Source organism: Glycomyces arizonensis DSM 44726 (genome assembly GCF_000482705.1).
In the GTDB taxonomy this organism is placed as follows: Bacteria; Actinomycetota; Actinomycetes; order Mycobacteriales; family Micromonosporaceae; genus Glycomyces; species Glycomyces arizonensis.
Window position 1 is genome coordinate 125924 of the sequence record NZ_AXWO01000004.1, and the last position, 25846, is coordinate 151769.

27 protein-coding genes are annotated in these 25846 nt (G+C 70.6%); 9 read left to right on the top strand and 18 right to left on the bottom strand.

The window, feature by feature from the left end; genetic code table 11:
- Positions 1–7 precede the first annotated feature (7 nt).
- Positions 8–1000: an alpha/beta hydrolase gene (locus H613_RS0106790; RefSeq protein ID WP_026923216.1), complete on the bottom strand. Its 993-nt coding sequence runs from the start codon at positions 998–1000 to the stop codon at positions 8–10.
- The gene (locus H613_RS0106795) at positions 997–1920 is read right to left on the bottom strand and encodes a zinc-binding dehydrogenase (protein ID WP_026923217.1); all 924 of its coding nucleotides are present in this window, start codon (positions 1918–1920) and stop codon (positions 997–999) included. Before H613_RS0106795 ends, H613_RS0106790 begins: the two co-directional genes overlap by 4 nt.
- Positions 1921–2024: 104 nt before the next feature.
- Between H613_RS0106795 and H613_RS0106800 the strand changes: the two genes are divergently transcribed.
- Complete coding sequence (locus tag H613_RS0106800; protein ID WP_026923218.1) at positions 2025–2936, top strand: LysR family transcriptional regulator; 912 nt, start codon at positions 2025–2027, stop codon at positions 2934–2936.
- Between the two features lie 27 nt (positions 2937–2963).
- Here H613_RS0106800 and H613_RS0106805 read toward each other — a convergent pair whose 3' ends face one another.
- Positions 2964–3815, bottom strand: a complete 852-nt coding sequence (locus H613_RS0106805) for a helix-turn-helix transcriptional regulator (protein ID WP_026923219.1) — start codon at positions 3813–3815, stop codon at positions 2964–2966.
- 86 nt (positions 3816–3901) lie between these two features.
- Between H613_RS0106805 and H613_RS0106810 the strand changes: the two genes are divergently transcribed.
- Positions 3902–4684 (top strand): SDR family NAD(P)-dependent oxidoreductase, encoded by a 783-nt coding sequence (locus H613_RS0106810; RefSeq protein ID WP_026923220.1) that lies wholly within the window; start codon positions 3902–3904, stop codon positions 4682–4684.
- Between the two features lie 66 nt (positions 4685–4750).
- Here the strand turns inward: H613_RS0106810 and H613_RS0106815 are convergent, their stop codons facing one another.
- A complete protein-coding gene (locus tag H613_RS0106815) occupies positions 4751–5035 on the bottom strand; it encodes a hypothetical protein (RefSeq protein ID WP_026923221.1) in 285 nt (94 codons plus the stop codon).
- Between the two features lie 143 nt (positions 5036–5178).
- Between H613_RS0106815 and H613_RS0106820 the strand changes: the two genes are divergently transcribed.
- A complete protein-coding gene (locus tag H613_RS0106820; protein ID WP_035736707.1) occupies positions 5179–5595 on the top strand; it encodes a VOC family protein in 417 nt (138 codons plus the stop codon).
- A gap of 24 nt (positions 5596–5619) precedes the next feature.
- On the opposite strand, the gene H613_RS0106825 is transcribed toward H613_RS0106820, so the two are convergent.
- From H613_RS0106825 to H613_RS0106845, 5 genes are all read right to left on the bottom strand, one after another.
- Positions 5620–6669, bottom strand: a complete 1050-nt coding sequence (locus H613_RS0106825; protein ID WP_026923223.1) for a Gfo/Idh/MocA family protein — start codon at positions 6667–6669, stop codon at positions 5620–5622.
- A complete protein-coding gene (locus H613_RS0106830; protein ID WP_026923224.1) occupies positions 6666–7502 on the bottom strand; it encodes a sugar phosphate isomerase/epimerase family protein in 837 nt (278 codons plus the stop codon). Before H613_RS0106830 ends, H613_RS0106825 begins: the two co-directional genes overlap by 4 nt.
- A gap of 482 nt (positions 7503–7984) precedes the next feature.
- Complete coding sequence (locus tag H613_RS0106835; protein WP_026923225.1) at positions 7985–10363, bottom strand: ATP-binding cassette domain-containing protein; 2379 nt, start codon at positions 10361–10363, stop codon at positions 7985–7987.
- A gap of 89 nt (positions 10364–10452) precedes the next feature.
- Positions 10453–10869, bottom strand: coding sequence for a VOC family protein (locus H613_RS0106840; protein ID WP_026923226.1), 417 nt, complete (start codon positions 10867–10869; stop codon positions 10453–10455).
- 5 nt (positions 10870–10874) lie between these two features.
- Positions 10875–11300, bottom strand: coding sequence for a helix-turn-helix domain-containing protein (locus H613_RS0106845; RefSeq protein ID WP_026923227.1), 426 nt, complete (start codon positions 11298–11300; stop codon positions 10875–10877).
- Between the two features lie 100 nt (positions 11301–11400).
- Between H613_RS0106845 and H613_RS0106850 the strand changes: the two genes are divergently transcribed.
- A complete protein-coding gene (locus H613_RS0106850; protein ID WP_026923228.1) occupies positions 11401–11793 on the top strand; it encodes a helix-turn-helix domain-containing protein in 393 nt (130 codons plus the stop codon).
- Positions 11794–11803: 10 nt separating this feature from the next.
- On the opposite strand, the gene H613_RS0106855 is transcribed toward H613_RS0106850, so the two are convergent.
- From H613_RS0106855 to H613_RS0106875, 5 genes are all read right to left on the bottom strand, one after another.
- Entirely contained in the window at positions 11804–12391 is a 588-nt protein-coding gene (locus H613_RS0106855) for a ClpP family protease (protein WP_026923229.1), read from the bottom strand.
- Positions 12388–13017 (bottom strand): ClpP family protease, encoded by a 630-nt coding sequence (locus tag H613_RS0106860; RefSeq protein WP_026923230.1) that lies wholly within the window; start codon positions 13015–13017, stop codon positions 12388–12390. The genes H613_RS0106855 and H613_RS0106860 overlap by 4 nt, the downstream gene beginning before the upstream one ends.
- A 110-nt stretch (positions 13018–13127) precedes the next feature.
- Positions 13128–15359 carry an Hsp70 family protein gene (locus H613_RS28965; RefSeq protein ID WP_051393037.1) on the bottom strand — a complete coding sequence of 744 codons (2232 nt, stop codon included), beginning with the start codon at positions 15357–15359 and terminating at the stop codon, positions 13128–13130.
- A 161-nt stretch (positions 15360–15520) separates the two neighbouring features.
- Positions 15521–15892 carry a hypothetical protein gene (locus H613_RS0106870; protein WP_026923231.1) on the bottom strand — a complete coding sequence of 124 codons (372 nt, stop codon included), beginning with the start codon at positions 15890–15892 and terminating at the stop codon, positions 15521–15523.
- A complete protein-coding gene (locus tag H613_RS0106875; RefSeq protein WP_026923232.1) occupies positions 15889–16791 on the bottom strand; it encodes a hypothetical protein in 903 nt (300 codons plus the stop codon). Before H613_RS0106875 ends, H613_RS0106870 begins: the two co-directional genes overlap by 4 nt.
- A gap of 346 nt (positions 16792–17137) precedes the next feature.
- On the opposite strand from H613_RS0106875, the gene H613_RS0106880 reads away from it, so the two are divergent.
- On the top strand, positions 17138–17875 hold the full coding sequence (locus tag H613_RS0106880) for an SDR family NAD(P)-dependent oxidoreductase (RefSeq protein WP_026923233.1): 738 nt from the start codon (positions 17138–17140) through the stop codon (positions 17873–17875).
- A gap of 128 nt (positions 17876–18003) precedes the next feature.
- On the opposite strand, the gene H613_RS0106885 is transcribed toward H613_RS0106880, so the two are convergent.
- The gene (locus tag H613_RS0106885) at positions 18004–18843 is read right to left on the bottom strand and encodes an aldo/keto reductase (RefSeq protein ID WP_026923234.1); all 840 of its coding nucleotides are present in this window, start codon (positions 18841–18843) and stop codon (positions 18004–18006) included.
- Between the two features lie 167 nt (positions 18844–19010).
- Between H613_RS0106885 and H613_RS0106890 the strand changes: the two genes are divergently transcribed.
- Positions 19011–19472 (top strand): rhodanese-like domain-containing protein, encoded by a 462-nt coding sequence (locus H613_RS0106890; protein WP_211234737.1) that lies wholly within the window; start codon positions 19011–19013, stop codon positions 19470–19472.
- A 19-nt stretch (positions 19473–19491) separates the two neighbouring features.
- Positions 19492–20226, top strand: a complete 735-nt coding sequence (locus H613_RS0106895; protein WP_026923236.1) for a PIG-L deacetylase family protein — start codon at positions 19492–19494, stop codon at positions 20224–20226.
- A 136-nt stretch (positions 20227–20362) separates the two neighbouring features.
- Here the strand turns inward: H613_RS0106895 and H613_RS0106900 are convergent, their stop codons facing one another.
- From H613_RS0106900 to H613_RS30695, 3 genes are all read right to left on the bottom strand, one after another.
- Positions 20363–21082 carry a DUF1109 domain-containing protein gene (locus tag H613_RS0106900; protein ID WP_026923237.1) on the bottom strand — a complete coding sequence of 240 codons (720 nt, stop codon included), beginning with the start codon at positions 21080–21082 and terminating at the stop codon, positions 20363–20365.
- The gene (locus H613_RS24890) at positions 21079–21633 is read right to left on the bottom strand and encodes a SigE family RNA polymerase sigma factor (RefSeq protein WP_051393038.1); all 555 of its coding nucleotides are present in this window, start codon (positions 21631–21633) and stop codon (positions 21079–21081) included. Before H613_RS24890 ends, H613_RS0106900 begins: the two co-directional genes overlap by 4 nt.
- 1008 nt (positions 21634–22641) lie before the next feature.
- The gene (locus H613_RS30695) at positions 22642–23220 is read right to left on the bottom strand and encodes a histidine phosphatase family protein (protein WP_026923238.1); all 579 of its coding nucleotides are present in this window, start codon (positions 23218–23220) and stop codon (positions 22642–22644) included.
- Positions 23221–23419: 199 nt separating this feature from the next.
- Between H613_RS30695 and H613_RS24900 the strand changes: the two genes are divergently transcribed.
- A complete protein-coding gene (locus H613_RS24900; RefSeq protein ID WP_051393039.1) occupies positions 23420–24469 on the top strand; it encodes a hypothetical protein in 1050 nt (349 codons plus the stop codon).
- A 307-nt stretch (positions 24470–24776) separates the two neighbouring features.
- Positions 24777–25754 carry a S66 peptidase family protein gene (locus H613_RS0106920; RefSeq protein ID WP_026923239.1) on the top strand — a complete coding sequence of 326 codons (978 nt, stop codon included), beginning with the start codon at positions 24777–24779 and terminating at the stop codon, positions 25752–25754.
- Positions 25755–25846: the final 92 nt, after the last annotated feature.

Below are 25846 nucleotides of genomic sequence, written 5' to 3' on the forward strand. Positions count from 1 at the left end.
GCTCGGTTCATGCTTCTTGCAGCCGTGCCGTCAGCCAGTCGGCCGCCGCAGGAAGCCAGTCGGCTCGGACGTTGCCGAGGAGGTGGTCGCCCTCATCTATCGACAGGTACTCGCCGCGCGGCGCCAGTCGGGCCAGTGCCGCGCCGTTCACCACGCCGGGTATGACGTCTCGGCCGCCGTCGATCACCAGCACCGGGCCCTCGATGCGCGGCGCGAGCCCGCTCAGGTCGACCCGGCCTGCGAAGCCGCGGGCGGCGTCGAGGCTTCCGGCGCGATCGGTGAGGGTCTCGGTCACGAAGGGCGGCAGGGCGTCCCAGTCCAGCCGGAACGGGCCGCTGACCGTGACGGCGGCGGCGACCCGGGACTCACGGGCCGCGCTCTCGGCGGCGAAGTAGCCGCCGAGGCTGAGCCCCACCAGACCGATCCGGTCGGCCCCCAGCGCGTCGGCGACGCGGCCGACGACCCGGTGGTAGTCGGCCCGGATCACCGTGTCGGCGGCGAGCACCCCCTGGCCCGGCCCGTCCATGGCGAACACCGTCGCGCCGCGGCGCAGCAGCGCCGTGCACACGTCGTGGAACTCCTCCTTCCCGGAGTCCATCCCGGGGATGACGACGACCGTGGACGCCCCTCCCGGGCCGCGGAGCCACCCGGCGAAGCCGGGGCCCTCGATCCGCTTCGCCGCGGGTTCGGCCAGGGCGAGGGCGCGGCCCATGGCCCGATCGGACGCGGCCGCGCTCTCGGCGGCCTGAGCGCGGTCTCGGCTCGGGGCGAGGGTGGCGAAGTGGAACCACCGGGCGGCCGCACGGCAGTGCTCGGCGGCGCTGACCGCCGAGGCGGCCCGGTCCGCGCGCGCGAGGTGAGCGCGCCCGACGTCCGCGAAGCGCTCGGGCCACTCCTCCAGCTTGGCCAATCGCCCGGTGACCCTGCGGTACTCGTGCGGGTCGAGCCCGGCGCCGGTGGCGCGGCTGAAGTTCGCCTCGGCGAACTGCGCGACGCTCATCGCGAGCCCCCGATCGTGAGCACCGCTTTGCCTCTGATGCGACGCTCCCGCAGGTCGACGATCACCGCGGCGGCGTCGGACCAGTCGGCGACGCGGCCGATCTCGGGGTGCAGCCGCCCGGCCGCCACGAGCCTGACGAGCGTCTCCAGGTCGGCGCCGTACGGGGCTCGGGCGTAGTGGAAGTGCCTGAGGCGGGCGTTCTGCGGCCCGTCGAAGAAGGAGAAGAAGTCCAATGTGGCGCTCTGCCTGCTCGCCTGGCCGAACCAGATCAGCGTGCCCTCCGGCCGCAGTCTGGCGAGCGCCGCAGGCAGTGCGGCGCCGCCGGTGGACTCGAGCACCACGTCGAAGGGCCCGGCCGCGTCGGCGAGGTCGTGCACGACGTGCGCGGCTCCCAGCTCGGCGAGCCGGGCTCCCCGCTCGGGCGTGGCCGTCACGGCGGTGATCTCGGCACCGGCCCCCGCGGCGAGTTCGGTGAAGTAGTGGCCGACGCCGCCGGAGGCCCCGGTCAGCAGCAGCCGCCGACCCGCCACGGCCCCGGCCGCGCGCAGCAGGCGCAGCGCGGTGATCCCGGCCAGCGGCAGCCCGGCGGCTGCGACGGCCCCGACCGACTCCTGAAGGGCGACGAGCGAATGGGTCGGGACGGCGGCGTACTCGGCCCACCCCGCGGCCGGCGGATGCCCGACGACGCGAGCGCCGGCGGGCGGGCCCGACCCGTCGGCGGCGGCCTGCACCACCAGTCCGGCGACGTCCTTTCCCGGACGCAGGCCGAGGGCGGGATCCTCCAGCAGGAACGTCTCGCCCCGGTTCACCGAGAACGCCTCCACCCGGATCAGCGCTTCGCCGGGTGCGGGCGGCGGCTGGGAGTCCGCCTGGAATTCGACGGGCCGCGCGGGGTCGCCGGTGGGTGTCAATCGCTTCATGTCGGCAATGCAAGCCGCGCCCTCCTCCATCGGCCAACAACCGGGGCGAGCGATTGACAACCGCTGGTTGTCGCCGGTGCTCAACGCCTGGATAGGGTGGCGGCATGGATCCCGATCCGGCACAGGTCCGCGCGTTCGTGCTCGCGGCCGAGGAACTGCATTTCGGCAGGGCCGCCGAGCGGCTGTCCATATCCCAGCAGGCCCTGTCGAAGCGGATCGCCGCCTTGGAGTCGCGCCTGGGCGTGCGGCTGCTCGACCGCGGCGGCCGCGGCGTGCGGCTGACCGAGCCGGGCACGCGGTTCCTCGGACCCGCCAGGAACGCGCTGAACGCGGGCGAGGCGGCCGTGGCCGCGGTGAGGCCCGCCGGTCGCCCGCTCCGGATCGACGTGTGGGGGCATCTCTTCGCCCCCATGCGCACGCTGGGCCGGATCGCCGAGCGCAGCGAACTGAGGCTCGAACTCGGCCACGGACGCGATCTGCCGTCCGTGTCGGCCGCGCTCTTGGGGCACCAGATCGACGTCGGCTTCGGTCGCGTCCACCCTCCCGTGGACGAGGGCCTCACTCAGCGCCTGGTGCGGCTGGAGCCGGTCGACGCCGTCCTCAGCGCCGACCACCCGCTGGCCTCGGAGCCGCATCTCAGACCGGACCGGCTGCGCGGCAGTCTGCTGTGGACGCCCGGGCCGCTCGACCGGCTCGATTTCCTGCGCCGCTTCGCCGACCGGTTCGGCATCGAGCGGCACACCAGCGGCGTCAATCTGGGGCTCGACCATTTCGCCGCCCAGATCGCGGCCGACCCGACCTGCTTCTCCCTGTTCCCGCCCGACTGCCCGCTGCCCGACGTCCCCGGGATCCGCTCGATTCCGCTCTTGGAACCGATGCCCCTGTACGCCTGGTCGCTCGTGTGGCGCCGAGACGACCCGTCCCACCTGCTCGCCCCGCTGCTGGCCGCGCTCGCCGACCAGGCCCGCCGCAACCGCTGGCTGGAATTCGACCCGAACCGCGACTGGCTCCCCTGACCTCGGCCGGTCTCGACCTGTGCGGCGCTACCGCCGGTAGTCGCCGGCCTCGGCTCCGAGCACGTTCAGCAGCGCCAGTGCCTCGGCGGCACGGGATCCGGGCGGCGCGCTGTAGAGCACGAGGTGCTGGTCGCGGTCAGTGAGCGCGAGCGAGTCGCAGTCGACGGCGATCTCCCCGACGACCGGGTGGCGGAACGTCTTGGTGAGCGTCGCCGCCGCCCGCACGTCGCGCCGCTCCCAGAGGCGGGCGAACTCGGCGCTGCCCTCGCGCAGCTCCTCGACGAGCCCGGTCACCACGGGATCGGACGGGTACCGCGCGAGGGCGGACCGGAGGTCCATGACGACGTGGTGCCGGAACGCCGCGGCGTCGGAGACCCCGTACAGCGGCGCCTCGCCGCGCGCCGACCCGAGGAACGCCAGGCGCGCGAGGTTGCGGTCCTCCGGCTCGATCTCGGCGAAGTCCTCCATGAGCGCGGCCGCCAGGTCGTTCCACGCGAGCACCTCGAACGCGGCGGAGACCACCATGGCGGCAGTCTGCGGCAGCCGCTCGATGAGCGCGAGGATGCTCGGGCGGACGTCGCGCCGGTGCAGTGCGGTGCGGCTCGGCGCGGTGCCCGCCAGGACGTGGAGGTGGCCCGACTCGGCGTCCGTCAGACGCAGCGCGTCCGCGATCCCGGCGAGGACCTCGCCCGACGGCCGCGGCGCCCGGCCCTGTTCGAGGCGGACGTAGTACTCCGTGGAGATGTGCGCGAGGGTCGCGACCTCCTCGCGGCGCAGCCCCGGCGTCCGTCGCCTGGGGCCCGAGGGGAGGCCGACGTCCTCGGGTCTGAGCCGCTCGCGACGGCTGCGGAGGAACGCCCCGAGCTCCTGCTTGTCCATGCCCCCAAGTCTGCACGCCGCGCGGCGGCGCATCCAGGTACCGTCTGTGCCTGGATGCGGGCCGGGGGCCGATTGACACTGGCACCATGACGAACGATATTCGCATCGCACCCACTGGCCTGCTCACCGGCAAGGTCGTGTTCATCACCGGCGCCAGCCGCGGGATCGGGGAGGCCGCGGCACGGCTCTTCGCCGAGGAGGGCGCGTCGGTCGTGCTCGCCGCCCGCGGCACGGCCGCCCTCGAGAAGATCGTCGCCGAGATCCGCGCCGACGGCGGCACCGCGGACGCGGTGACCGTGGACCTCGCCGACCGCACGAGCATCCGCGCGGCGCTCGACTGCGTCGAGGAACTGCACGGACGGCTCGACGGCGCGTTCAACAACGGCGCGGCGATCCAGCGGCCCGGGCCGCTCGACGCGACGAGCGAGGAGGACATCGAGCACCAGTTCGCCGTGAACTTTCGCGGCCACTGGACCGCGATGACGGCCGAGGCCGCCCTCATGCGCCGAAGCGGCGGCGGGGCGATCGTCAACACCTCCAGCATCGGCAGCCGCCGCGCGAACCCCGCGCTCCCCGCGTACGGCGCGATGAAGCGCGCGCTCAACAGCATCACCGAGTCCGCCGCCGTGACGTGGGCGCCGCAGGGCATCCGCGTCAACGGCATCACGCCCGGCGGCACGGCGACGGCGATGATCGACGAGTGGGAGGCGGCGGTCCCCGGCGTCACGGACCGCATTGTCGCCATGACCCCGCGCGGCCGCATGGCCGAGCCCCGCGAGGTGGCCGAGGCCGCCGCGTGGCTGCTCAGCGACCGGGCCTCGGTGGTGACGGGCGCGATCGTGCCGGTGGACGGCGGCGCGGGAGCCTGAGACGGAGCCGGGGCCTGAGACAGAGCCTGAGACGGAGCCGGGGCCGCCGCGCGGCGGCCCCGCTGCTCACTCCTCGTCCGGCGACCTGCCCAGGATGCTCGCCCACGCCTTCCGAAGCCGCTCGCGCATGAAGTAGGCGCCGCCGAGGATCAGGACCACGAACGGGATCATGATCGGCAGCACCGTCGTGAACCCGATGACCAGCGCGGCCGTCTCAATGCCGATGAAGGACGCGGCGCCCATGTAACCGAGCGTCGAGACCGTCTGCAGGCGGTAGAAGACCAGCGCCATCCGCTCTCTGAGCCCGACGGGTTTCGGATCCTGGGGGTCGACGTCGTCGTCCGGTTCCATCGGTCATGTATACCAGCGCGGCGCGGTTCGGCCCCAGACGAAATGGCCGGGTGCGACCGCGGACCGGGGTCACGTGTCGGGGCGCCGTCCGGACCCTCGGAAGCGGCCCGGATTGTCGGTGGGCTCTGGCAGACTTCGGCACCATGAGAACTCAAGTCACGTTCGACTGCGCCGATCCGCATGCCCAGGCCGCCTTCTGGGCCCAGGTCTTCCACACCGCCGTCGAGGACCACTCGGCACTGGTGGACCAGTTGGTCGACGCCGGACGCCTGTCCGCGGAGGAGCGGATCGCGATCGACGGGCGCTCGGCGTTTCGCGACGTCGCCGCCTGCCGCGACCCCGAAGGCGTCGAGCCGCGGCTATTTTTTCAACGCGTTCCCGAATCCAAGGTCGCCAAGAACCGCGTCCACATCGACGTCCACGTCGACGAAGAGGAGAAGCGGGCCGAGATCGAGCGCCTCGTCGCCCTCGGCGCGCAGTTCGTGGAGACGCACGCCGACCGCGGTCCGACCACCCACGTCATGCGCGACCCCGAGGGCAACGAGTTCTGCCTGCACTAGTTCTTCTGACTGCACCGACGCCGGTCAGGCGTCGAGTCTGACGGGCCTCCCGGTGCGGGCGGCCTCGTAGAGCCCGGTGATGAGGGCGACGGCCTGGCGGTTGTCCTCCAGGCCGACGCGCACGGTCCCCTCGCCGCCGAGGGCGGCGAGGAAGTCGCGGTACTGGTGGACGAGCGCGGCCGGCTGCGCCGCGCCGGAGCGGTGCTCGTCGGCCTGGTTGGGGCTCTGCCCCTGGACGCCCATGAACACCTCGGGGCGGTCGGCGCCCGCCGGAGTGCGGTGGAAGAACACGAGCCGGTCGTTCTCGATCACCGCGGACCCCTTGTCGCCGTGGATCTGGAGGCGCGCGGTCAGGCCGGGGTAGACGGCGGTCGAGGCGTGGATCGTCCCGACGGCGCCGGAGTCGAAGCGCACCGCCCCCACCGCGACGTCCTCGGTCTCGAGTCGCTCGTGCGCGAGCGTGGCGGTGAACCCGACGACTTCGACCGGCCGCCCCATGGCGGCCACGAGCAGGTCGACGGTGTGCACGCCCTGGTTCATCAGGGCGCCGCCGCCGTCGAACTCCCACGTGCCGCGCCACGCGCCCGAGTCGTAATATGTCTGACCTCTCCACCAGTCGATGTTCGCCGTCCCCGACGTGAGGCGGCCGAGCTCCCCGGCGCGGATCGCGTCGATCACGGTCTCGGTCGCCGGGTCGAAGCGGTGCTGGGAGACCACGGCGACGAGCTTCCCGGTGCGCTGCCTGGCGGCGATGACGCGGTCGATGCGGTCGGCGGTGATGTCGGCGGGCTTCTCGATCATGACGTGCGCGCCCGCCTCCATCGCCCGGACGGCGGCGTCGCCGTGCAGGCCGGTCGGGGTGCACACGGCCGCGACGTTCGCGCCGGTGGCGGCGACGGCGGTCTCGATGTCGCCGAAGGCCTTGGCGCCGTAGCGTTCGGCCATGGACCGGGCCCGGTCCGGGTTGAGGTCCACCACGGCGGCGAGCTCGGCTTGCCCGGGGAACGACTGGAGGGCCTCGGCGTGGCTGGAGGAGATGACGCCCGCGCCGATGATCGCGAAGCGGAAGGTCATACCAGCGCCACCCCGACCTCGGCGGTGAGCGCGGCGAACGCGCGCGCGGCGCGGCCGAACGCCTCGGGGCCCTCGCGGTTCGGCTCGGACGGCGAGGCGGCCAGGTGCGGTTCGAGGGAGGCGAAGCCGACGAAGCCGTCCTCGCGCATCGCCTCCAGGGTCTCGCGCAGCTCGCCGTCGCCCTCCCCCGCGGGCACGACCTGGCCGGTGGCCAGGATCGCGTCCTTGACCTGGAGGTATTCGAGGTAGGGGCGCAGCAGCGCGTAGCCCTCGGTGAAGGGCCGGACGCCGACCTGCACGAAGTTGGCGCTGTCCCAGGCCACGCGCAGCGCGGGCGAGTCGATCGCGGCCATGAGGTCGGCGACGCGGGCGGGGGTGTCGCCGTAGACGCCCTTCTCGTTCTCGTGCAGCAGGATCAGGCCCTCGGCCTTGGCGACCTCCGCGAGCGCGCCCATGCGTTCGAGGACCGGCTCGCGCACCTCCTCGGCGGTCTGGCCGTCCTCGCGGTAGTAGGAGAAGATCCGCACATAGCGGGTCTCGAACGCGTCGGCGACGCGGACGAGGCGCCGCAGCCGCTCGACCTCGTACTCGACCGGCCCGGAGACCTGGCTCTTGCCGATGGGGGAGGCGACGGCCGAGACCGCCGCCGACCGCTGCTTCAGGGCGGCCTGGACCCGGGAGAGGACCTCGTCGTCCATGTCGACGACGTTGACCCCCCAGGCGCTGCGGACCTCCACGTGCTTCGCTCCGTGCGCCGCGAGCACGGCTGCCTGGACCGACGGGTCGGGGTCGATCTCGTCGCCGAACCCCGACAGCGACCACTGAACCTGCATCTGCTTCTGCCTTCTTCCTCGCCATTGCGGAAATTCAGAGCATTCCTCGGGTCGCTTCCCGATCGCCCGTTGCCGACGCGGGCGCAGTGCCCGGTTGACGGGCACTGTTGAACAGCGGCAACGGATGCGAGCCGTCGCCGCCCGTCGTTGGGAAGCGCTTTCCGGTGACCCTACTCGGTCCGCGCCGCACATGCAATGGCCGCAGTGAGGGAAAGGCGAGACGCCCTCGCAAGATGACGAGGAAGGCCGCGGCCCGGCGTGGGCGAGCGGACCGACGTTCCAAGATTATAAGATATACTCTATAGTCTCGATGTTGCAGGCAGATCGATTTTCCGAGGCTGTAAGATATAGAATATAACCTATAATCTCGATATCGGTGAGCGGATCACCGGAATCGCGGCTTCGGAGTGCCGCCGCACATTGCGGCCCCGGTGTCCGCGAGCGATCCGCTCGCGGACACCGGGGCCGCGGTTCCGCTTCGTTCAGGCGCCCACGTAGGACGCCAGGTGCTCGCCGGTGAGCGTGGGGCGCTTTGCCACCAGGTCGGCGGGCGTGCCCTCGAAGACCACGCGGCCGCCGTCGTGCCCGGCGCCGGGGCCGAGGTCGATGATCCAGTCCGCGTGCGCCATGACCGCCTGGTGGTGCTCGATGACGATGACCGACTTGCCGGAGTCGACGAGCCGGTCCAGCAGGCCGAGCAGCTGCTCCACGTCCGCGAGGTGGAGGCCCGTGGTCGGCTCGTCGAGGATGTAGACCCCGCCCTTCTCGGCCATGTGGACGGCCAGCTTGAGCCGCTGCCGCTCCCCGCCGGACAGCGTGGTGAGCGGCTGCCCGAGCTTGAGGTACCCCAGCCCGACGTCGGCGAGCCGCGTCAGGATCTTGTGGGCCGCGGGAATCCGCGCCTCGCCGGAGCCGAAGAACGCCTCGGCCTCGGCCACCGACATCGCGAGCACCTCGGCGATGTCGCGGCCCCCCAGCGTGTACTCCAGGACCGCGGCCTGGAACCGCTGCCCGCCGCAGTCCTCGCACGTGGACTCGACGGTGGCCATGATGCCCAGGTCGGTGTAGATCACGCCCGCGCCCTTGCAGGTCGGGCAGGCGCCCTCGGAGTTCGAGCTGAACAGCGCCGGCTTCACGCCGTTCGCCTTCGCGAACGCCTTGCGGATCGGGTCGAGCAGGCCCGTGTACGTCGCCGGGTTGCTGCGCCGCGAGCCCTTGATCGCACTCTGGTCGACCGACACCACGCCGTCCCGCTCCGCGACCGAGCCCTGGATCAGCGAGCTCTTGCCCGAGCCCGCCACGCCCGTCACCACGCAGAGCACACCCAGCGGGACGTCGACGTCCACGTCCTGGAGGTTGTGCTCGGATGCGCCGCGGACCTCGATCGCGCCCGTGCTCTTGCGCACCTCCTCCTTGAGGGAGGCCCGGTCGTCGAGGTGGCGGCCGGTCAGGGTGCCGCTGCTTCGCAGTTCCTCGACGGTGCCCTCGAAGCAGACGGTGCCGCCGCCGGTCCCCGCGCCGGGGCCGAGGTCCACGACGTGGTCGGCGATCGCGATCGCCTCGGGCTTGTGCTCCACGACCAGCACGGTGTTGCCCTTGTCGCGCAGCTGGAGCAGCAGCTTGTTCATCCGCTGGATGTCGTGGGGATGCAGGCCGATCGTGGGCTCGTCGAAGACGTAGGTGACATCGGTGAGCGAGGAGCCGAGGTGCCGGATCATCTTGGTGCGCTGCGCCTCGCCGCCGGACAGCGTGCCCGCGGTCCGGTCGAGCGAGAGGTAGCCCAGGCCGATGTCCACGAACGAGTCGAGGAGGTGCCGGAGCCCGGTCAGCAGCGGCGCCACCGACGGCTCGTCGAGTTCGCGGACCCATTCGCGCAGGTCGCTGATCTGCATCGAGCACAGGTCGGCGATGTTCTTCCCGGCGATCTTCGACGAGCGGGCCTCGGGCGCCAGCCGCGTGCCCTCGCACTCGGGGCAGATCGTGAACGTAACCGCCCGCTCCACGAAGGCGCGGATGTGCGGCTGCAGCGTGTCGACGTCCTTGGACAGCATCGACTTCTGGATCTTCGGGATCAGCCCCTCGTAGGTCAGGTTGATCCCCTCGACCTTGATCTTGGTCGGCTCCTTGTAGAGCAGATCGTGACGTTCCCTCTTGTTGAACTTGTTGATCGGCTTGTCGGGGTCGAACAGGCCGCAGCCGCGGTAGATGCGGCCGTACCAGCCGTCCATGCTGTAGCCGGGGATCGTCAGCGCGCCCTCGTTGAGCGACTTGGTCTCGTCGAAGAGCACCGACAGGTCGAAATCGGTGACCGCGCCCATGCCCTCGCAGCGCGGGCACATGCCGCCGAGCTGGTTGAAGGTGGCCTTCGCGGTCTTCGTCTTCGCGCCGCGCTCGATGGTGATCGCGCCGCTGGAGGTCACCGAGGGGACGTTGAACGAGTAGGCGTTGGGCGGCCCGATGTGCGGGTCGCCGAGGCGGCTGAAGAGGATGCGCAGCATCGCGTTCGCGTCGGTGGCGGTGCCGACGGTGGAGCGCGGGTTGGAGCCCATCCGCTCCTGGTCGACGATGATCGCCGTCGTCAGCCCTTCGAGCCGGTCGACCTCGGGCCGGGCCAGGTTCGGCATGAAGCCCTGCAGGAACGCGCTGTAGGTCTCGTTGATCATCCGCTGCGACTCGGCGGCGATCGTGCTGAACACCAGCGAGCTCTTGCCGGAGCCGGAGACGCCGGTGAACGCGGTCAGCCGCCGCTTGGGCAGCTCGACGCTGACGTCCTTGAGGTTGTTCTCGCGCGCGCCCTCGACGCGGATGAGGTCGTGGCTGTCGGCGCGGTGCGGCGCGGGGGGCTGGGGATCCTTGGTCATCTTCTCTCCATCTGTGGTGCGGGCGGCCCGCCCGAGTTCGCCGGGCGGGCCGCCGCGAGGTCGCAGTCGGGTGTTTTAGGGAGACGCGCTCACTTTTCGCGCGGTTGGTTGATGCGGACCATGTTGCCCGCCGGGTCGCGGAACGCGCAGTCGCGGACGCCGTACGGCTGGTCGAGCGGTTCCTGGAGCACTTCGGCGCCGGAGGAGCGGACGCGTTCGAAGACGCCGTCGCAGTCCTCGGTGGTGAGGATGACGCCGCGCAGCAGGCCCTTGGCGAGCAGTTCGGCGGCGGCGTCCTTGTCGGCCTGCGTGGCGTTCGGGTCGCCGACGGCCGGTTCGAGGACGATGTCCACGTCCGGCTGTGAGGGCGGCCCGACGGTCACCCAGCGCATCCCCTCGAAGGCGACGTCGTTGCGCACCTCGAAGCCGAGGGCGTCGCGGTAGAAGGCGAGCGCCGTGTCGTGGTCGTCGACGGCGATGAAGCAGGTGGCGATCTTGATGTCCATGCGCTTTACGCTACCGACGGCGGTTCCGGTTTTGCTTCTCCATTCCTGACCGGCCGCGTGTAGACCTTGGCGACGCACGCCGGGATGGCCGCTCCCGCGTCGTGCGGGCGCGCCCGGTAGGCGCTCGGGCTCTCGCCGACCAGCTCGGTGAAGCGCGAGCTGAACGACCCCAGCGAGGTACAGCCGACCGCGAAGCAGACCTCGGTCACCGACAGGTCGCCGCGCCGCAGCAGCGCCTTGGCCCGCTCGATGCGGCGCGTCATCAGATAGCTGTACGGCGTCTCGCCGTAGGCGGCCCGGAAACTGCGGGAGAAGTGGCCCTGCGACATGAGGGCGACGCGCGCCAGGGCGGCGACGTCCAGCGGCTTCGCGTAGTCGCGGTCCATCATGTCGCGGGCCCGGCGCAGCCGGACGAGGTCCTCCAACATCACAGGACAACCATTGCACATCCGGCGTCACCGCAGCGAGCACCGGATTCCGCCGTGGGCGTAACATGCGGAATCCGGCGCGGCGGCCGCCTTATGATGAGGCATGGCCGAGACCTTTCCCCCGACGAAGCCGCCGACCGGCGAGGAGCCGGACCGCGCAGCTCAGGACCATGCGACGGCGAAGCGCGAGCCCGCCGAAGACTGCCGCGAGCCGCTGTGGCGCGACGCGCTCGGCGAATGCCTGCGCAGTCTGCGCCACGAACGCGGCGAGAAGCTGGCCGACACGGCGAGCCGGGCGGGCATCTCGCCGCAGTACCTCTCCGAGATGGAGCGCGGCGTCAAGGACCCGTCGAGCGAGATGATCGCCGCCGCCTGCGGCGCGCTGGACGTGACGCTCACGGACCTGGCGATCGCCGTCGCCGAACGCACGCGCGCCTCGCAGATCACCGCCCTCGCCGCGATCGGCGCCAGGGCGGCCTACGCGCTGGCGGCGTGACCGCCGCGCCTCACCGCTCCTCCATGACGTGGTCGATGAGGCCGTACTCCTTCGCCGCGTCCGCGGTGAAGACGCGGTCGCGGTCGGTGTCGGCGCGCAGCGTCTCCGGGGTCTGCCCGGTGTGGCGCGAGAGGATGCCCTCGATGTCCGCGCGCACGCGCACGACCTCGTCGGCCTGGAGGATGAGGTCCGGGATCGGCCCGCGCCCCTGGGCCGCGGGCTGGTCGAGGACGATGCGCGCGTGCGGCAGCGCGGCCCGCTTGCCGGGCGCGCCCGCCGAGAGGAGCACGGCCCCGGCCGCGATGGCCTGGCCCACGCACGTGGTCGCCACCGGCGGCTTGATGTAGCGCATCGTGTCGTACACGCCGAGCATCGCGCTCGGGTCCCCGCCTTCGCAGTTGATGTAGAGCTGGACGTCGCGGTCGGGGTTGTCGGCCTCCAGGTGCAGCAGCTGCGTGATCAGCGCGTTGGCGACGCCCGTGTCGATGGGCGTGCCGAGGTAGACGATCCGCTCGCTGAGCAGGTGCGAGTAGACGTCCATGACCCGCTCGCCGCGCGGGTGCTGCGTGATGACGTTCGGGATGGTGTAGGTGCTCATCGCGAGGCTCCTTCGGGAGTGAGGCCGAGGCCGATGTTGCGGCGGGTGTGCGGGGCGATCTCGTCGAAGGAGCTCACCACGGCGTCGATGAAGCCGTAGTCGAGCGCCTCGCGGGCCGTGTACCAGCGGTCGCGCAGCGAGTCCTCGAAGATCCGCTCGACGCTCTGGCCCGTGTCCTCGGCGATGATGCCGAGCACCGTGTCCCTGGTGTGCCGCAGGTCGTCGGCCTGCAGCTCGATGTCGACGGCCGCGCCGCCGATGCCGGCCGAGCCCTGGTGCATCAGCACGCGGGCGTGCGGCAGGGCCCGGCGCTTGCCCTTGGTGCCCGCCGACAGCAGGAACTGGCCCGCGCTGCACGCCAGGCCCAGATCCAACGTAGACACATCACAGGGGATGATCCGCATGACGTCGCGGATCGCCAGCATCGAGGGCACCGAGCCGCCCGGCGAGTGGATCCACAGTGCGATGTCGGCCGAGGCGTTCTCCATGGCGAGGCTCATCAGCTGCGTCGCCAGCAGGGTGCCGTTGTCGTCGTCCAGGACGCCGTCGAGCACGAGGACGCGCTGCTGGTACAGCTCGCGGCGCGCCCGGTCGTCGAACAGCGGTGGTTTCGAATCTTCGCTCATGCCACCACGGTGCGCCCGCGCGCACCGCGCCCGCCACCGAATCCGCCCTGAGCGGATCCGCTCTCAGCGGCGCGGGGCCGGAGGGGCGACCGGGCCCCGGAAGCTTGAGGTCACTCCTCGAATTCGAAATCGAGGTATCGGGTCTCGTCGCCGGTGGTGGCGTAAAACTGTACGTCGTTCTTCGAGTCGTACACCTCGGCCGGGGGCTCGAAGACGATCTGGAACGCGGTCAGTTCGGCGGGGACCGCGAAGTCCACCGTGAAGTACCGCGCTATGCCGGCCTCGCCCGGCTGGTCGGAGTCCCGCTGCTCGTCGCGGTGCTCGACGTCCTTCGGGGCGATCGTGCCGGTGTCGGTGTTGATCCACAGCTGTTTCGCGGGATCGTAGGGCCAGGTCATCTCGTATGCGGTGACCTCCATCAGATAGGCGAACTCGACGGTGACGAGCGCGAGTTCCGGCGCGCACAGGTACCCCCGCTCCTCATCGAAGACCGAGCGGGTGGCGACGAAGTCGATGTCGAACCAGCTGCTGCTGGTCCAGTAGTCGTCCTGCGAGGCCAACTCCATCTCGAGGTGGAGGTTGTTGGTGCTCTCGCCGAACACGCCGTGGTAGTAGGCCGCGATCTGGTCGGCGATCTCACCGGTGCGAAGGTCGAGGGTCTGGGTGCGCTCGGCGTCGGTGACGCCGACCGTCGCCGCCGCCTCGTCTTCCGCCACATCGCCGTCCACCACGGCGACGTACGCCGTGTCCCCCTCGGGGATGCCGTCGGTCTCCCACTCGCCGCTGCCGAATCCGATCTCGGTCAGGACCGTGTGGGCGCTGTCCTCGGGTAGTTCGAACCGCCGCCCCTCCGCGGGGAAGTGCGCCACCATGACGCGCTCCGATCCCGAGACGTCGAGCTCCTCCCCGAGCAGCTCAGTGAGGAGGTGGGCCTGGTCGGCGTCGAAGAGGGCGACGCAGGAGACGTGCAGTTCGAAGTGCGGGCCGCGCAGCACCGCCGGAGCCGACTCCAGCAGTTCGGCGTCTTCGAGGCAGACCTGATCCTCGTCGGCGGTGATCACGGCGGAGGACGGCCCCGGCTCGGCGCCGCCTGGCAGCTCGGTGAAAAACCAGATCAGTGCGGCCGCTGCCGCGACGGTGACGGCCACCGCCGAGGACACGACCGCCAGGAAGCGCCTCCTGGGCGGGCCCGTGTGGGGAGGGAGGACGCTCGTCGGCTCCTCGGCGGCCACCGTGATCGTGTCGCTTGCGATCTCGTGCGTGTCGGCGGTCGGGACGCCGGGTGTCGCCGCGCCCTCGGCGACCGCCAGCTCGGGCTGCTCGACGCCGACCGGCGCGATGCCGAGTTCGCTGTGGATCATGTTCGCCACCAGCGGCATCCGGGACGCACCGCCCACGAGGAATACGTTGCCGAGACGGTGCCCGTCCGATTCGACCGCGGCCTTGAGCCGCTTGAGCTCCCGGATCATCGGTTCGAGCAGCGGCCGCGCCAGCGCGTCGAGTTCGGGCCGGGTGAGGTGGAGCCCCGCTTCGACCCCGGGGATCGCGACGGGCGACACCGCCGTGCGCGAGAGCATCTCCTTGGCCTCTCGCGCTTCGCTCCACAGTGAGCGGCGGTTGCGCCCGTGCTCGGTGGTCTCGGGATGTTCGAGCGCGGTCCAGGCGTCGTGATGGTCGCTCCCGGCGGTCCGCCGCAGGTGCTCGACGATGGCGGCGTCGATGTCGACGCCGCCCAAGTCGTCCAGGCCGCCCTCGGCCACGATGGACAGCCGCTCGCCGTCGCGGGCGAGCACCGCGATGTCGACGGTGCCCGCCCCGACGTCGACCACGGCCAGCGCCTCGTCGGCGTCGACGGGGCGGTCCAGGACCGCCTGGTAGTAGTGCGCGGCGGCCACCGGTTCGGTCACCACGGTCACCGGCGGGAACCCGGCCTTCGCGGCGGCCGAGGCGAGCACCTCGCGCCGCCGCGCGCTCCACGTCGACGGGCAGGTCACCACCGTCTCGGGCAGTGCGCCGGTGATCTCGGCGCAGACTGCGGCGACCCGGCGGAGGACCGCGGCGAACATCGCCTCGACGCTCACTTCCTCGTTGCCGAGCAGGACCGAGCCGTGTCCTATGTGCCGCTTGGGGTGCGGTTCGAACCGGTCGGGTGCGGCCGTGGACAGCCGCGCGGCGTCGCGGCCGACGACGAGGCCGCCCGCTTCGTCGCGGAACACCCCGACGGGCAGGATCGGCTGCCCGTCGAACAGGAGCGGGCGCGTCCGCCCGTCGGGCCAGCGCAGCATGGCGACGGTGTGCGAGGTGCCGAGGTCGACGCTGAGGAGGTATGAGGAGGGGGACATTGCTCGAATATATCGCCGTTCTATTGGCGCCATGCACTTCCGCGTGCCGGGCTCGGCCGTTCCGGCTGGGAGTGCGGCCGAAAGGATCGCACGCTGTCAGTCTGCCCTGCCTTTGCCAGGCGATGCGCTGTCATGGGCGCATCGCCCGGCGGTCTCGCGCATCAGCCTTCGCAGGTGCGTTGGCAGGTGAACCAGACCAGGCCCGCGGCCTCTTTGAGTCGGCTGGTGTTGTCGCCCTGACTGGTCCAGTCGCGGTGGGCGGGTTCGCAGAGCCACAGATCGGGTTCGTTGACGGTCAGGCCGGTCATGTAGCCCAGGAGCGCGGGTTCGTGGTCGGGGAAGGAGAGCCAGAGGCGCGGGGCGCTGGCCATGGTGCCGAAGTGGACGGTTCGGTCGGCGATGGTGTGGGCGTCGAGGACGGTGAGCCGTGCGGGGTCGATCGGGTCGGTGAGCTGGACGGCGATGGGTGCGGCGGCGAGGGCGCGGAGGTAGCGGGCCCGGATGCGGTGCGGTGCGTAGCGGGAGCGGCTCATGAGAGGCCACCGCCGGTGATCGGGTGGCGGGCGTCGAATCGGACTTCCCAGGTGTGGATGTAGCCGTTGCCGGTGTAGGGCTGGGGCCGTGGTGGTTTGGTCGAGGTGCGGCCGGGATCGGGAGTGGGCGCGGTGGCCTCATCGGTGGCTTCATCGTGCGGGTCGACCGGTTCGGGCGCTGTCTTTGCAGTGCGAGAGCCGAAGACGGCGATGACCCAGCGGAGGACGAGCAGGAACGCGGTGACGGTGCGACCGTGGTCGTGGCCGTGTGCGCTGCGCTGGGCGTGGGCGGCGGCCAGGGGCGCGGAGTCGATGAGCCAGCGGTCCCAGGCGTCCTCCTGGAGCCGGGTGAACTGGTGGGGATTTTCGTTGTGCTCGGTGTGTTCGGAGTGATCAGTTCGTTCGGTGCGCTCGGCGGAGGCTTCGGGCTCCGGTCGCGTCCAGAAGCGGGGGCGGTAGCGCGGAGTCGGGCGGGGTCGCTCCTGCTCTGGCGGAAGCGGATCGGGAAGCTCGTTCCGGCGGTGGCGGCCGGTGCGGCCGTCCTGGTACCAGCCGGGCGTGCCGTAGGGGCCGGGGTCTTCGGGATCGTGGGGCTTGCCGCCGATCTCCCACGTGTCGCCGGGCTGGTGGCGCAGGTGGGGCGGTTCGTAACGCGGGCTGGCCGGGTCGGAGTCGGGTGCGGACAGGTCGGTGCAGTCGGGGTCGTGCTGGTAGCGGTAGGCGCCGGGAGTGTGCGGGTCGGGCTGCCCGTCGGGCAGGAACAGGCGGCGTCCGGCCCAGTCGTAAAGGCCGTCGCCGGGGACCTCGGTCAGGGGACTGCCGGGGCCGCGGGAGTGTCGCTCGGTGGTGTTTTGATCGGTTGCGCCGAGCCGATTTTGGCGTAGGCTGACATGAACCATGGGAGGTTCGCCTCTCTGGTTGAAGGAGGCGGGCCGCCAACTGATTGGTAGTCTGTGCGGCGGCCCGCCGCTCCTTATTCGTTTGGTCTATGGTTCGCGCACTGCGCGATTTGAGCATCATCGCGCACCGGCTCTGGGCGCGCAACCATCAACACGCGTGTTTTTCCGCTTTTCACTCTTCTGGATCGGTTAGCCTGATCACACAGGAGTGTCGTAATGCAAAGCCGTTCGAGGCGTAAGCAATTGGATGGCCTTGTTCGCTGTCTCCGCACACCTCTAATTCTTGTGGCGCTCTGCGGGGAGATTCGGCACTGGCACCGGTTGCCTTGAGCGATACGGTTAGCCGATGAACCGATTCGAAGGCAAAGTCGCCGTCGTCACCGGAGGCGCCAAGGGCATCGGGGCGGCCTGCACGGCCCGCCTCGCCAGTGAAGGGGCGGCCGTGTACGTCGCCGACATCGACGAGGAGGCGGGGCATCGCATCGCCGAGGAGACCGAGGGAACCGTCTACTTTCACCGGTGTGACGCGTCCAGTCTCGCCGACTGGGAGGCGCTGGGCTCGGCCGCGCTCGACGTGCACGGGCGCATCGACGTGGTGGTCTCCAACGCGTTCGCCAGCACCAATGGCGCGCCGCACGAACTGTCCGAAGCGGACTGGGATCGGACGCACGAGGTCACTCTGAAGGCCACCTACCTCGGCGTCAAGGCGCTCATCGAGCCACTGCGGGCCGCGCGCGGCGCGGTCGTGGCGATCACCTCGGTCCACGCTCACCGCTCGCAGCTGGGCTATACCGCTTATGCCGCCGCCAAGGGCGGACTCAGCATGCTCATCCGGCAGCTCGCCGTCGAGTACGCCCCGGACGTGCGGTTCAACGCGATCGCTCCGGGCCCCATCTACACCACGCACTGGGCGGGGACATCCGAAGAGGACATGGTCATTGCCGGGCAGGAGACCCTCATCGGCCGTGTCGGCCGCGCCGATGAGATCGCCGCCGCCGTCGCCTTCCTCGCCTCAGAGGAAGCGAGCTACGTGACCGGAGCCGAGCTGCCCGTGGACGGCGGCTGGCTGGCCCTCAAGCGCTGACGCGCCGGTGCCAAATCTTATACCACATAGGCTATAACCTATAATAATGTTATAGCCTATAGCTTACAAGGGTATAAGCTATACCCTTGTAAATTATAGGCTATAAGGAATGCTCTGGCCTCAGTGCCTCAGTGGCCGAAGGCGTCCGAGTCCGCCGCTGCCGATTCGCCCTTGTCCAGGGCCGAAATCGCGGCCACGTCCTCGCTGCTCAGCGAGAAGTCGAAGATGTCCAGGTTCTGCGCCAGGCGCTCGGTGTTGCTGGACTTCGGAACCGCCGTCAGGCCCAGCTCCATGTGCCAGCGGAGCACGATCTGCGCCGGGGTCTTCCCGTAGCGCTCGGCCAGGTCGACGACCACCTGCTCCTGCAGCACGTCGACCCCCTCGCCGCCGATCGGCGACCACGACTGCGTGACGATCCCGTGCTCGGCGTGGAAGCTTCGCGGCCCCTCCCTTGTGACACCGGGGTTGAGCTGGATCTGGTTCACGTCCGGGACCACGCCGGTCTCGGCGATGATCCGCTCCAGGTGCGACGGCTTGAAGTTCGAGGTGCCGATCGCCTTCACGCGCCCCTGTTCGAGCAGCCGCGCCAGGCCCTGCCACGCCTCCACGTACTGGTCCTGGTCCGGGTTGGGCCAGTGGATGAGGAGCAGGTCGATGTAGTCCAGGCCCAGCCTGTCGGCACTGCGCTCGAACGCCTCGGCGGCCAGCTCCACGCCGTGCCACTTCTTGTTGAACTTCGTGGTGACGAACAGCTCCTCGCGAGCCGCGCCGGAAGCCTTGAGTCCGCGGCCCACACCGCGCTCGTTGCCGTAGTTCTCCGCGGTGTCGACCAGGCGGTAGCCGAGCGCGATCGCGTCCGCGATCACGCGCTCGCACTCCGCGTCGTCCATCGGCCAGGTGCCCATGCCCAGGCGCGGCATCGCCGCGCCGTGCGGGAGGGTGACGGTAGGTGCGGTCGTCGGTGACATCGTTCAACCCGTCTGCTCGGAATCGCTGTACCGCCCACCATCCTCCTACCGGCCCCTCCGAGCGCAAGGGAGGCGTGCCGCAGATCACTTACGCGCCTCAGCGGTCGTAGTCCCATTGGTTTGTGCCAATGCCTTTCAAGTTTTGTACCAGTATGTACTTTGACGGCATGGAGAACCCCGTGCTTCGCGTCCCGCCCGCCTCGGCCGGCGACGCCCTCGCCTACTTCACCTCCCAGCTCGCCTTCCGCACCGACGTCTCCGACGTCCACGCGGCCTTGGAGAGCGGCGACCCCGGTTTCACCCTTGTCGACACTCGCGGCAGGGCCGCCTGGGACCAGGGCCGAGTGCCGCAAGCGGTCCACCTGCCCACCGACGACATCGCCGCGAAGGCGCCCGACCTCGTCGACCGCGGCGGGCCGGTCGTCGTCTACTGCTGGGGGCCGGGCTGCAACGGCGCCATCCGCGCCGCCGCCGCGTTCGCCCGCGCCGGCTACCAGGTCAAGGAGATGCTCGGCGGCATGGAGTACTGGATCCGCGAGGGCCTGCCCATCGCGACCGACGACGGTCTCGCCGCTCGGGAACCCGACCCGCTGACCGTTCCTACCGCAGGAGTCTCCTGCGCCTGCTGAAGGAAGGCATACTGGGCGCATGGCCGAACTGCTTGAAATGCCGACCGACTGGACCCGCGCGCTGGCCATTGTGGCCCACCCCGATGACATGGAGTACGGCGCCGCCTCGGCCGTCGCCGCCTGGACCGCCGAAGGCCGCGAGGTCGCCTACCTCATGGTCAGCCGCGGCGAGGCCGGCATCGACACCCTCACGCCCGCCGAGTGCGCCCCGCTGCGCGAGGCCGAGCAGATCGCCAGCGCCGCCGTCGTCGGCGTCGACCAGGTCGAGTTCCTCGACCACCCCGACGGCGTCATCGAGGGAGGCGTTCCGCTCCGCCGCGACCTGGCCGCCGCCATCCGGCGCCACCGCCCCGAGCTGATCGTCACGCTCAATCCCCGCGAACACTTCCGGCCCGGCGGCTGGAACAGCGCCGACCACCGCGCCGTCGGCGAAGCCGTGCTCGACGCTGCCGTCGACGCGGGCAACCGGTGGATCTTCCCCGAGCAGCTCGACGGCGACTTGGAGCCGTGGCCGGGCGTGCGGTGGGTCGCCCTCGCCGCCTCCCCGCAGGCGACGCACGCGGTCGACACCACCGAGACCATGGAGACCGGGATCGCCTCGCTCCTGGAGCACCGCACCTACATCACGGCGCTCACCGACGTCGACCCCGAGACCTACGCCCGAGAGTTCCTCGCGAACTTCGCCACGGCGAGCGGCGAGCGGTTCGGCACGCGCTACGCCACGACATTCGAACTCATCACGCTCGCGGGCTGAGAGCCCTCAGGCCCCGCGACCGCTCGATCAGGCTCTCGGCCGCGGCGATGACGGCGTCCGCCGATATCTCGACCTTCTCGCCGCAGGCTCGCCACCGACAGCACCGCCGGGCGACCGATCCGCCTCGGCGGGATGTCTAAGTCGCCGGTTCGACGTCGCCGACGATCGTGCCTTCGCCGGAGTCGGCCACGGACTCGACGATGAAGAAGTCGCCGTCGACCTCCCTGGCCCCATTGCCGTGGTTGTACTGGCCCGAGAGGATGTACTCGCCCGGTTGCATGGTCTGGCCCTCGATGAGCGTCCACCGGAAGACCAGGTAGCCGTCCTGCTCGAAGACGTCAGCCGGGTCGAAGTATTGATCGGAGGTCGTCCACGAGCCGGTGTACTCGACGTCCGCGCCGATGACGACGTGGAGCTCCACGGTCAGCTCGGTGACCGGCTCGTCGGCCTGAATCGTCACCTCGCTCTGCGACCAGTAGTCGTTGTCGTTGCCGTTGATCCGCGCCCCGGCCGTGAGGTAGTCGACCTCGTCGACCGGCTCGGGCCGCTCCGACGGCGCGACGGCGTCCTCCGTCTGCTCGGGGGACGCCGACTGCGAGGTCGGACCCGGGCCCGCCGGGACCTGCTCGACGTCCGGGTTCAGGCCGTAGTTGACGAACACGATCGCACCGATGAGCACCATGATGGCGCCGGTGGCGGCCGCCAGGTGCGGGATGCGGGTGCGGCGGCGCACCGGCTCGGCCGCGACCGCGTCGGGCTCGGCCATCCCGGACGCGACGCGGTTCCACATGCGCTCGGTGTCCGGCTCGAACTCCTCGGCGCTGGCGCGCAAACGGTCAGGCAGGTCGTTGCTCATCGCCCCACCCCGTTCGGTATGGAATCCCATGAGGACCCGTTCTGTCCGCCGGACGGCGGCCCCAGGATCTTCCGCAGTTCGGCCAGGCCCTTCGAGGTCTGGCTCTTCACCGTCCCGACTGAGACCCCGAGCGCCTCGGCCGTCTCAAGCTCGGAGAGCCCCAGCGAGTGGCGCAGGACGACGCAGGCGCGCTTGCGGAACGGCAGCCGGGCCAGCGCGCGGCGGACGTCCACGACGGCCGCGACGTTCGGCTCGCTCACCGACTCGCCCGGACGCAGCCAGAACATGGCGTTGCGGCGGCGCTCGCGGACCGCCGAGCGGATGCGGGTCTTGGCCAGGTTGGCGACGATGCCGCGGGCGTAGGCGATGCCCGACGCGGAGCGCTCCACCCGGTTCCACTGCTTCCACACGGCGAGCATCGCGTCGGCCGCGAGGTCCTCGGCGGCCGCCTTCTCGCCGAGGAGGAGCCATGCGAACCGGGCCAGTTCGGCGTGGTGCTGTTCGAAGAAGACGCGGAAGGCGGCTTCTCCTTGAGGGGCGGGGACATCCAACTCGGCCCTCCGGATGCGGGAAGGTATCGGGGAGCCGGATTTTAGCAGCGGAGCACGCACGGGCGGAAGTCCGCCCGCGCGCGCCCGCTCTTCGGCGCGCGTGCGAGTCGTTGCCGGGCGGTGCATGCCCGTCGGCGCGGCGCCGGTCGCGTCTTGCTCGATCGCCGGGAGACCTACCGCGTGCTTCTGCCCGTCGGTCCCCCGATCAGCTACGGCGATCGAGCCTTCGGCGGACGCGTTCGCCGGGATGGCGGCGTTGTCGGGACGCCTCATCTTCATCCGATCCGAAGTAGTTGTAGTTGTTGTGGGTGCGGCGGAGCCGGGTTGCCGCACCGACAGGAAGTTGCCGCCGAGGCGCGAAAGGTTGCCGCGAATCCCGAGATTTCTCCGGATTCGGCGCGAATGCGCGGCGGCGGCCGTTCGGGAGGCGCGCTGCGAGTGCCGACGAGTCGATCGGCAGGTCGAAAGAGGCGGTCGAAGACACCGAGCCGGGCATGGGTGGAGCGAGTAAACCCCGGTCCATCCATATACACGTGTATGCACCTGTGTCGATCCATGCGTGGATGGAGCGGGCACGGGCGGAAGCAACCGCCACTCCGACCCGGCCTACCCGTCCTGAGACGCATGGGCGGAGCGGACACGGCCGGAAGGCTCTGCTGGGCCGCTTCGAGCGCGGTGGCGAGCGCGGGGACGGGCGCAAGCAAGCGCCGCCCCGAGACGCGCGGGCGGAGCCCGGGGAGCACTCGAATTCGCGCGATCTCGGTCCCGTCCCGAGACGCGTGGGCGGAGCGGACACGGCTGGAAGGCTCTGCTGGGCTGCTTCGAACGCGGTGGCGAGTGCGAGCCGAGCGCGCGCACGGGCGGAAGTCCGCCCGCGCCGCCTCTTCGGCGCGCGTGCGAGTCGTTGCCGGGCGGTGCCGGACAGCGCGCGCCCGTCGGCGCGGTGCCGGTCGCGTCTTGCCCGATCGCCGGGAGACCTGAGGAACACGCAGGACCGTGCGCCGTTCTTCAGGGCCGGTGGCCCGATTCGATTCCTCCGAGGTGGCTCACCGAGGCGATCTCGACGACCTCCAGGCCTCGCAACGTCGTCACCGCTCCCGACGGAACGCCCTCCCGCACCAGCGCCTCAGGAACACTCTCATCCCCCAGTAGCGTCCGCAGCAGGTCGACCGTCACCCCGCCGTGGGCCGCCACCGCCAGCGCCTCGTCGCTCCCCTCGTGCTCAACCAGGAAGTCGCGGAATCGATCCCCCGCCCCCCGAGACGAGTCCCCAACAGACGGAACGAAGTCACGGTCAGCGCTCGCGCGGGCCCACTCCTCCACGAATGCTCCGATCGGCAGGCTCTCGTCCCAGTTCATGCGCTCGGTCAGGCGCGCGTCGGTCCGCACCTTCAGGCCGCAGGCGGCCGCCACCGGCTCGGCCGTCTCGCGCGCCCGCCGCAGCGGACTGGCGAACACGCCCGTCAAGCCCGCGCCGCGCAGCCGCTCGGCCGCGAGCGCCGCCTGAGCCCGGCCCCGCTCGGTCAGCCCCGGATCGCCGGCCGATCGCTCCTTCTCTCCATGCTGCACAACGTAGATCAGTGCCATGGGACCGGATCGTATCGCCCGAGGGGTAAGGCTGTCCCCACCTTTATTCGGCCCGCGTACGGCACTGCGCGGCAGCGAAAACGCCCATAGCGTTGAGCACGTGAGAAAGCGCCGCCGCCGTCGGCGCCCCACTGAACGACAACACCGCAAGCGCCGCGCCCGATCGAGATCACCGCCGAGACCGCAAAGGCCACCGCACATGAACACCACTCCAGCCCCCACCCCCACGGCCACGCCGCGCTGGCACCGCCCGCTGACCGCCTCCGGCATCGTCTTCGCCGCACTCACCGCCTTCGCCTTCGTCGCGATGTTCGTCGACGACCGCACCCTCATGGGCGAGTCGGTGTGGCTCAAGGTCTTCAAATTCTCCTTCGCCTTCTTCGCCTACAACCTCACGCTCGCCTGGCTCATCGGCCACATGACGCGGGCCCGGCGCTTCGGCTGGTGGTCCGGCACCGTGTTCGCCGCCCTGAGCGTCTTCGAGGTCGGCGTCATCGCCATGGCCGCCTCCCTCGGCACCTACAGCCACTTCAACTCCTCTGACGAGCTCTCCAACCAGATCGTCCAGAACGCCTTCCAGTACGGCGTCCCGGTCCTGTTCATGATCAACTTCGTCATGGCGATCGTCGTGCTGTGGCAGCGCATCGGCGACCGCGCCGTCACCGCCGTCATCCGGTGGGGCCTGCTGCTGTCGACTCTCGGCATGATCGCCGCGTTCTTCATCGTCGGGCTCTCCAAGCAGCGGCCTCGGACCGTCGAGGACGCCTACGGCGACCCTGTGGAGCTCAGCTCCGGGCACGGCATCGGCGACCCCGACGGCAACGGCATGTTCCTCACCAACTGGAGCGTCACCGGCGGCGACCTGCGGGTGCCGCACTTCATCGGCCTGCACGGCATCCAGGTGCTCATCGCGGCGGCGCTGGTGCTCAGTGTGCTGGCCGTCCGCTTCACCAGGCTGCGCGACGAGCGGGTCCGCGCGGGTATCATTCACTCGCTCGGCCTGGGCTACCTGGGGCTGTTCGCCACGACCACGTGGCAGGCCGTCCGCGGCCAGTCCCTCATCGCCCCCGACGCCGCCACCCTCGCCGCGCTGGCCGCCTCGGCCGCGGTCGCCGTCATCGGCGTCGCCGTCGCGATCTGCAGGGCCCGCAAGGCGACCCCGATGGAGGACCCGATCCCGGCGGACTTCGTGCGCGAAGCCGAGAAGATCACCGCCCAAGACTGGGAGCCCGCCGTCCCGCTTCGTTAGCAACATTGCAGGAAACAGGATATAGGCTATAACCCCTCACTGAGAGGTTATAGCCTATATCCTATCTAGGTTATAAGGTATAACGCTTGCCGAAAGTATTGTGCCGACGCCTCCTCGGCCGTACGCTGACTCTGGCCCACTGGTTTCGCTCGACTCCATGGAGGGAGACACGATGCCGCCGCGTCGACCGCATCGGCCCGAGCCGCAGCCGAATCGGCTCGCGCCGCGGGCGCATCGGCTCACTTCCGAAAACACCGTCACCGCGGCCCGTGCTCGGGCCGTCCTTCGACCGCGATGGGAGCTCGTCGTGACACAACCGCTCTGGCCGAGGCGCCTTCACCCCGGCGACACCGTCGTCATCGCCGCGCCCTCCGGGCCCGCGCTGTCCAGCCGCCGCGAAGAAATCGACGCCGCCGCCGAGACCATCAAGGAAATGGGCTTCACGCCCCGCCTGTCCGGCCTCGTCGAGTCCGCCGCCAGGCACTTCTGGCGCTCCGCGCCTCCCGCCGAGCAGGCCGCCGAGCTCAACGCGCTGCTGTCCGACCCCGAGGTCCGCGCCATCGTGCCGTTCTCCGGCGGCAACGCGACCACCGGCTACATCGACCGGATCGACTACGACGCGGTTCGGGCCGACCCCAAGCCGATGCTCGGCTTCTCCGACATCACCGCGCTCCACCTCGCCATCCACTCCCGGACCGGCCTGATCGGCTTCCACGCCGACTTCGCGTCCGGCCTGGGCGGCAGCTGGGCGCAGGCCGCACCCGAGCGCCGTGCCGAGCTGCTCGACCTCTACCGCGGCCTGCTGACCGGCCAGATCACCGAGACCGAGCTCCCCGCCGAGACCGACTGGGAGACCTGGCGTCCCGGCGCCGTCACCGGCCGCCTCGTCGGCGGACTGCTCGACCGGCTCGTCCGGCTCCAGTCCACCCCGTACGCCCTCGCACCCGAACGGTTCGACGGCGCGATCTTCTTCTGGGAGGACGTGGGCCGCAAGCTCGGCCATGTCTGGAACGACCTCCACTCGCTCCGCATGCAGGGCGTGTTCGACCGCGCCGCCGCGATGGTCGTCGGCATCCCCGCCGACATCGAGGGGCCGGGGGAGGATTACGGGCCCGCGACGGTCAAGGACGCCGTCCTCGACGTCCTCGCCGACTACGACCTCCCGATCCTCGCAGGAGTTGACTTCGGCCACACTGGACCGAATCTGCCTATGCCGATCGGTCTGAAGGCCGCCGTGGACGCCGACTCCCACCAGCTCAAACTGCTTGAATCACCGGTCGTCTAGACGCTTCGTGCACATGCGCCGCGCAGGCGGATTTCTATCCGATTTAGTGGTTGCATTCCTATTGACCTTCAGGCACGGTTGGTAGACATGAA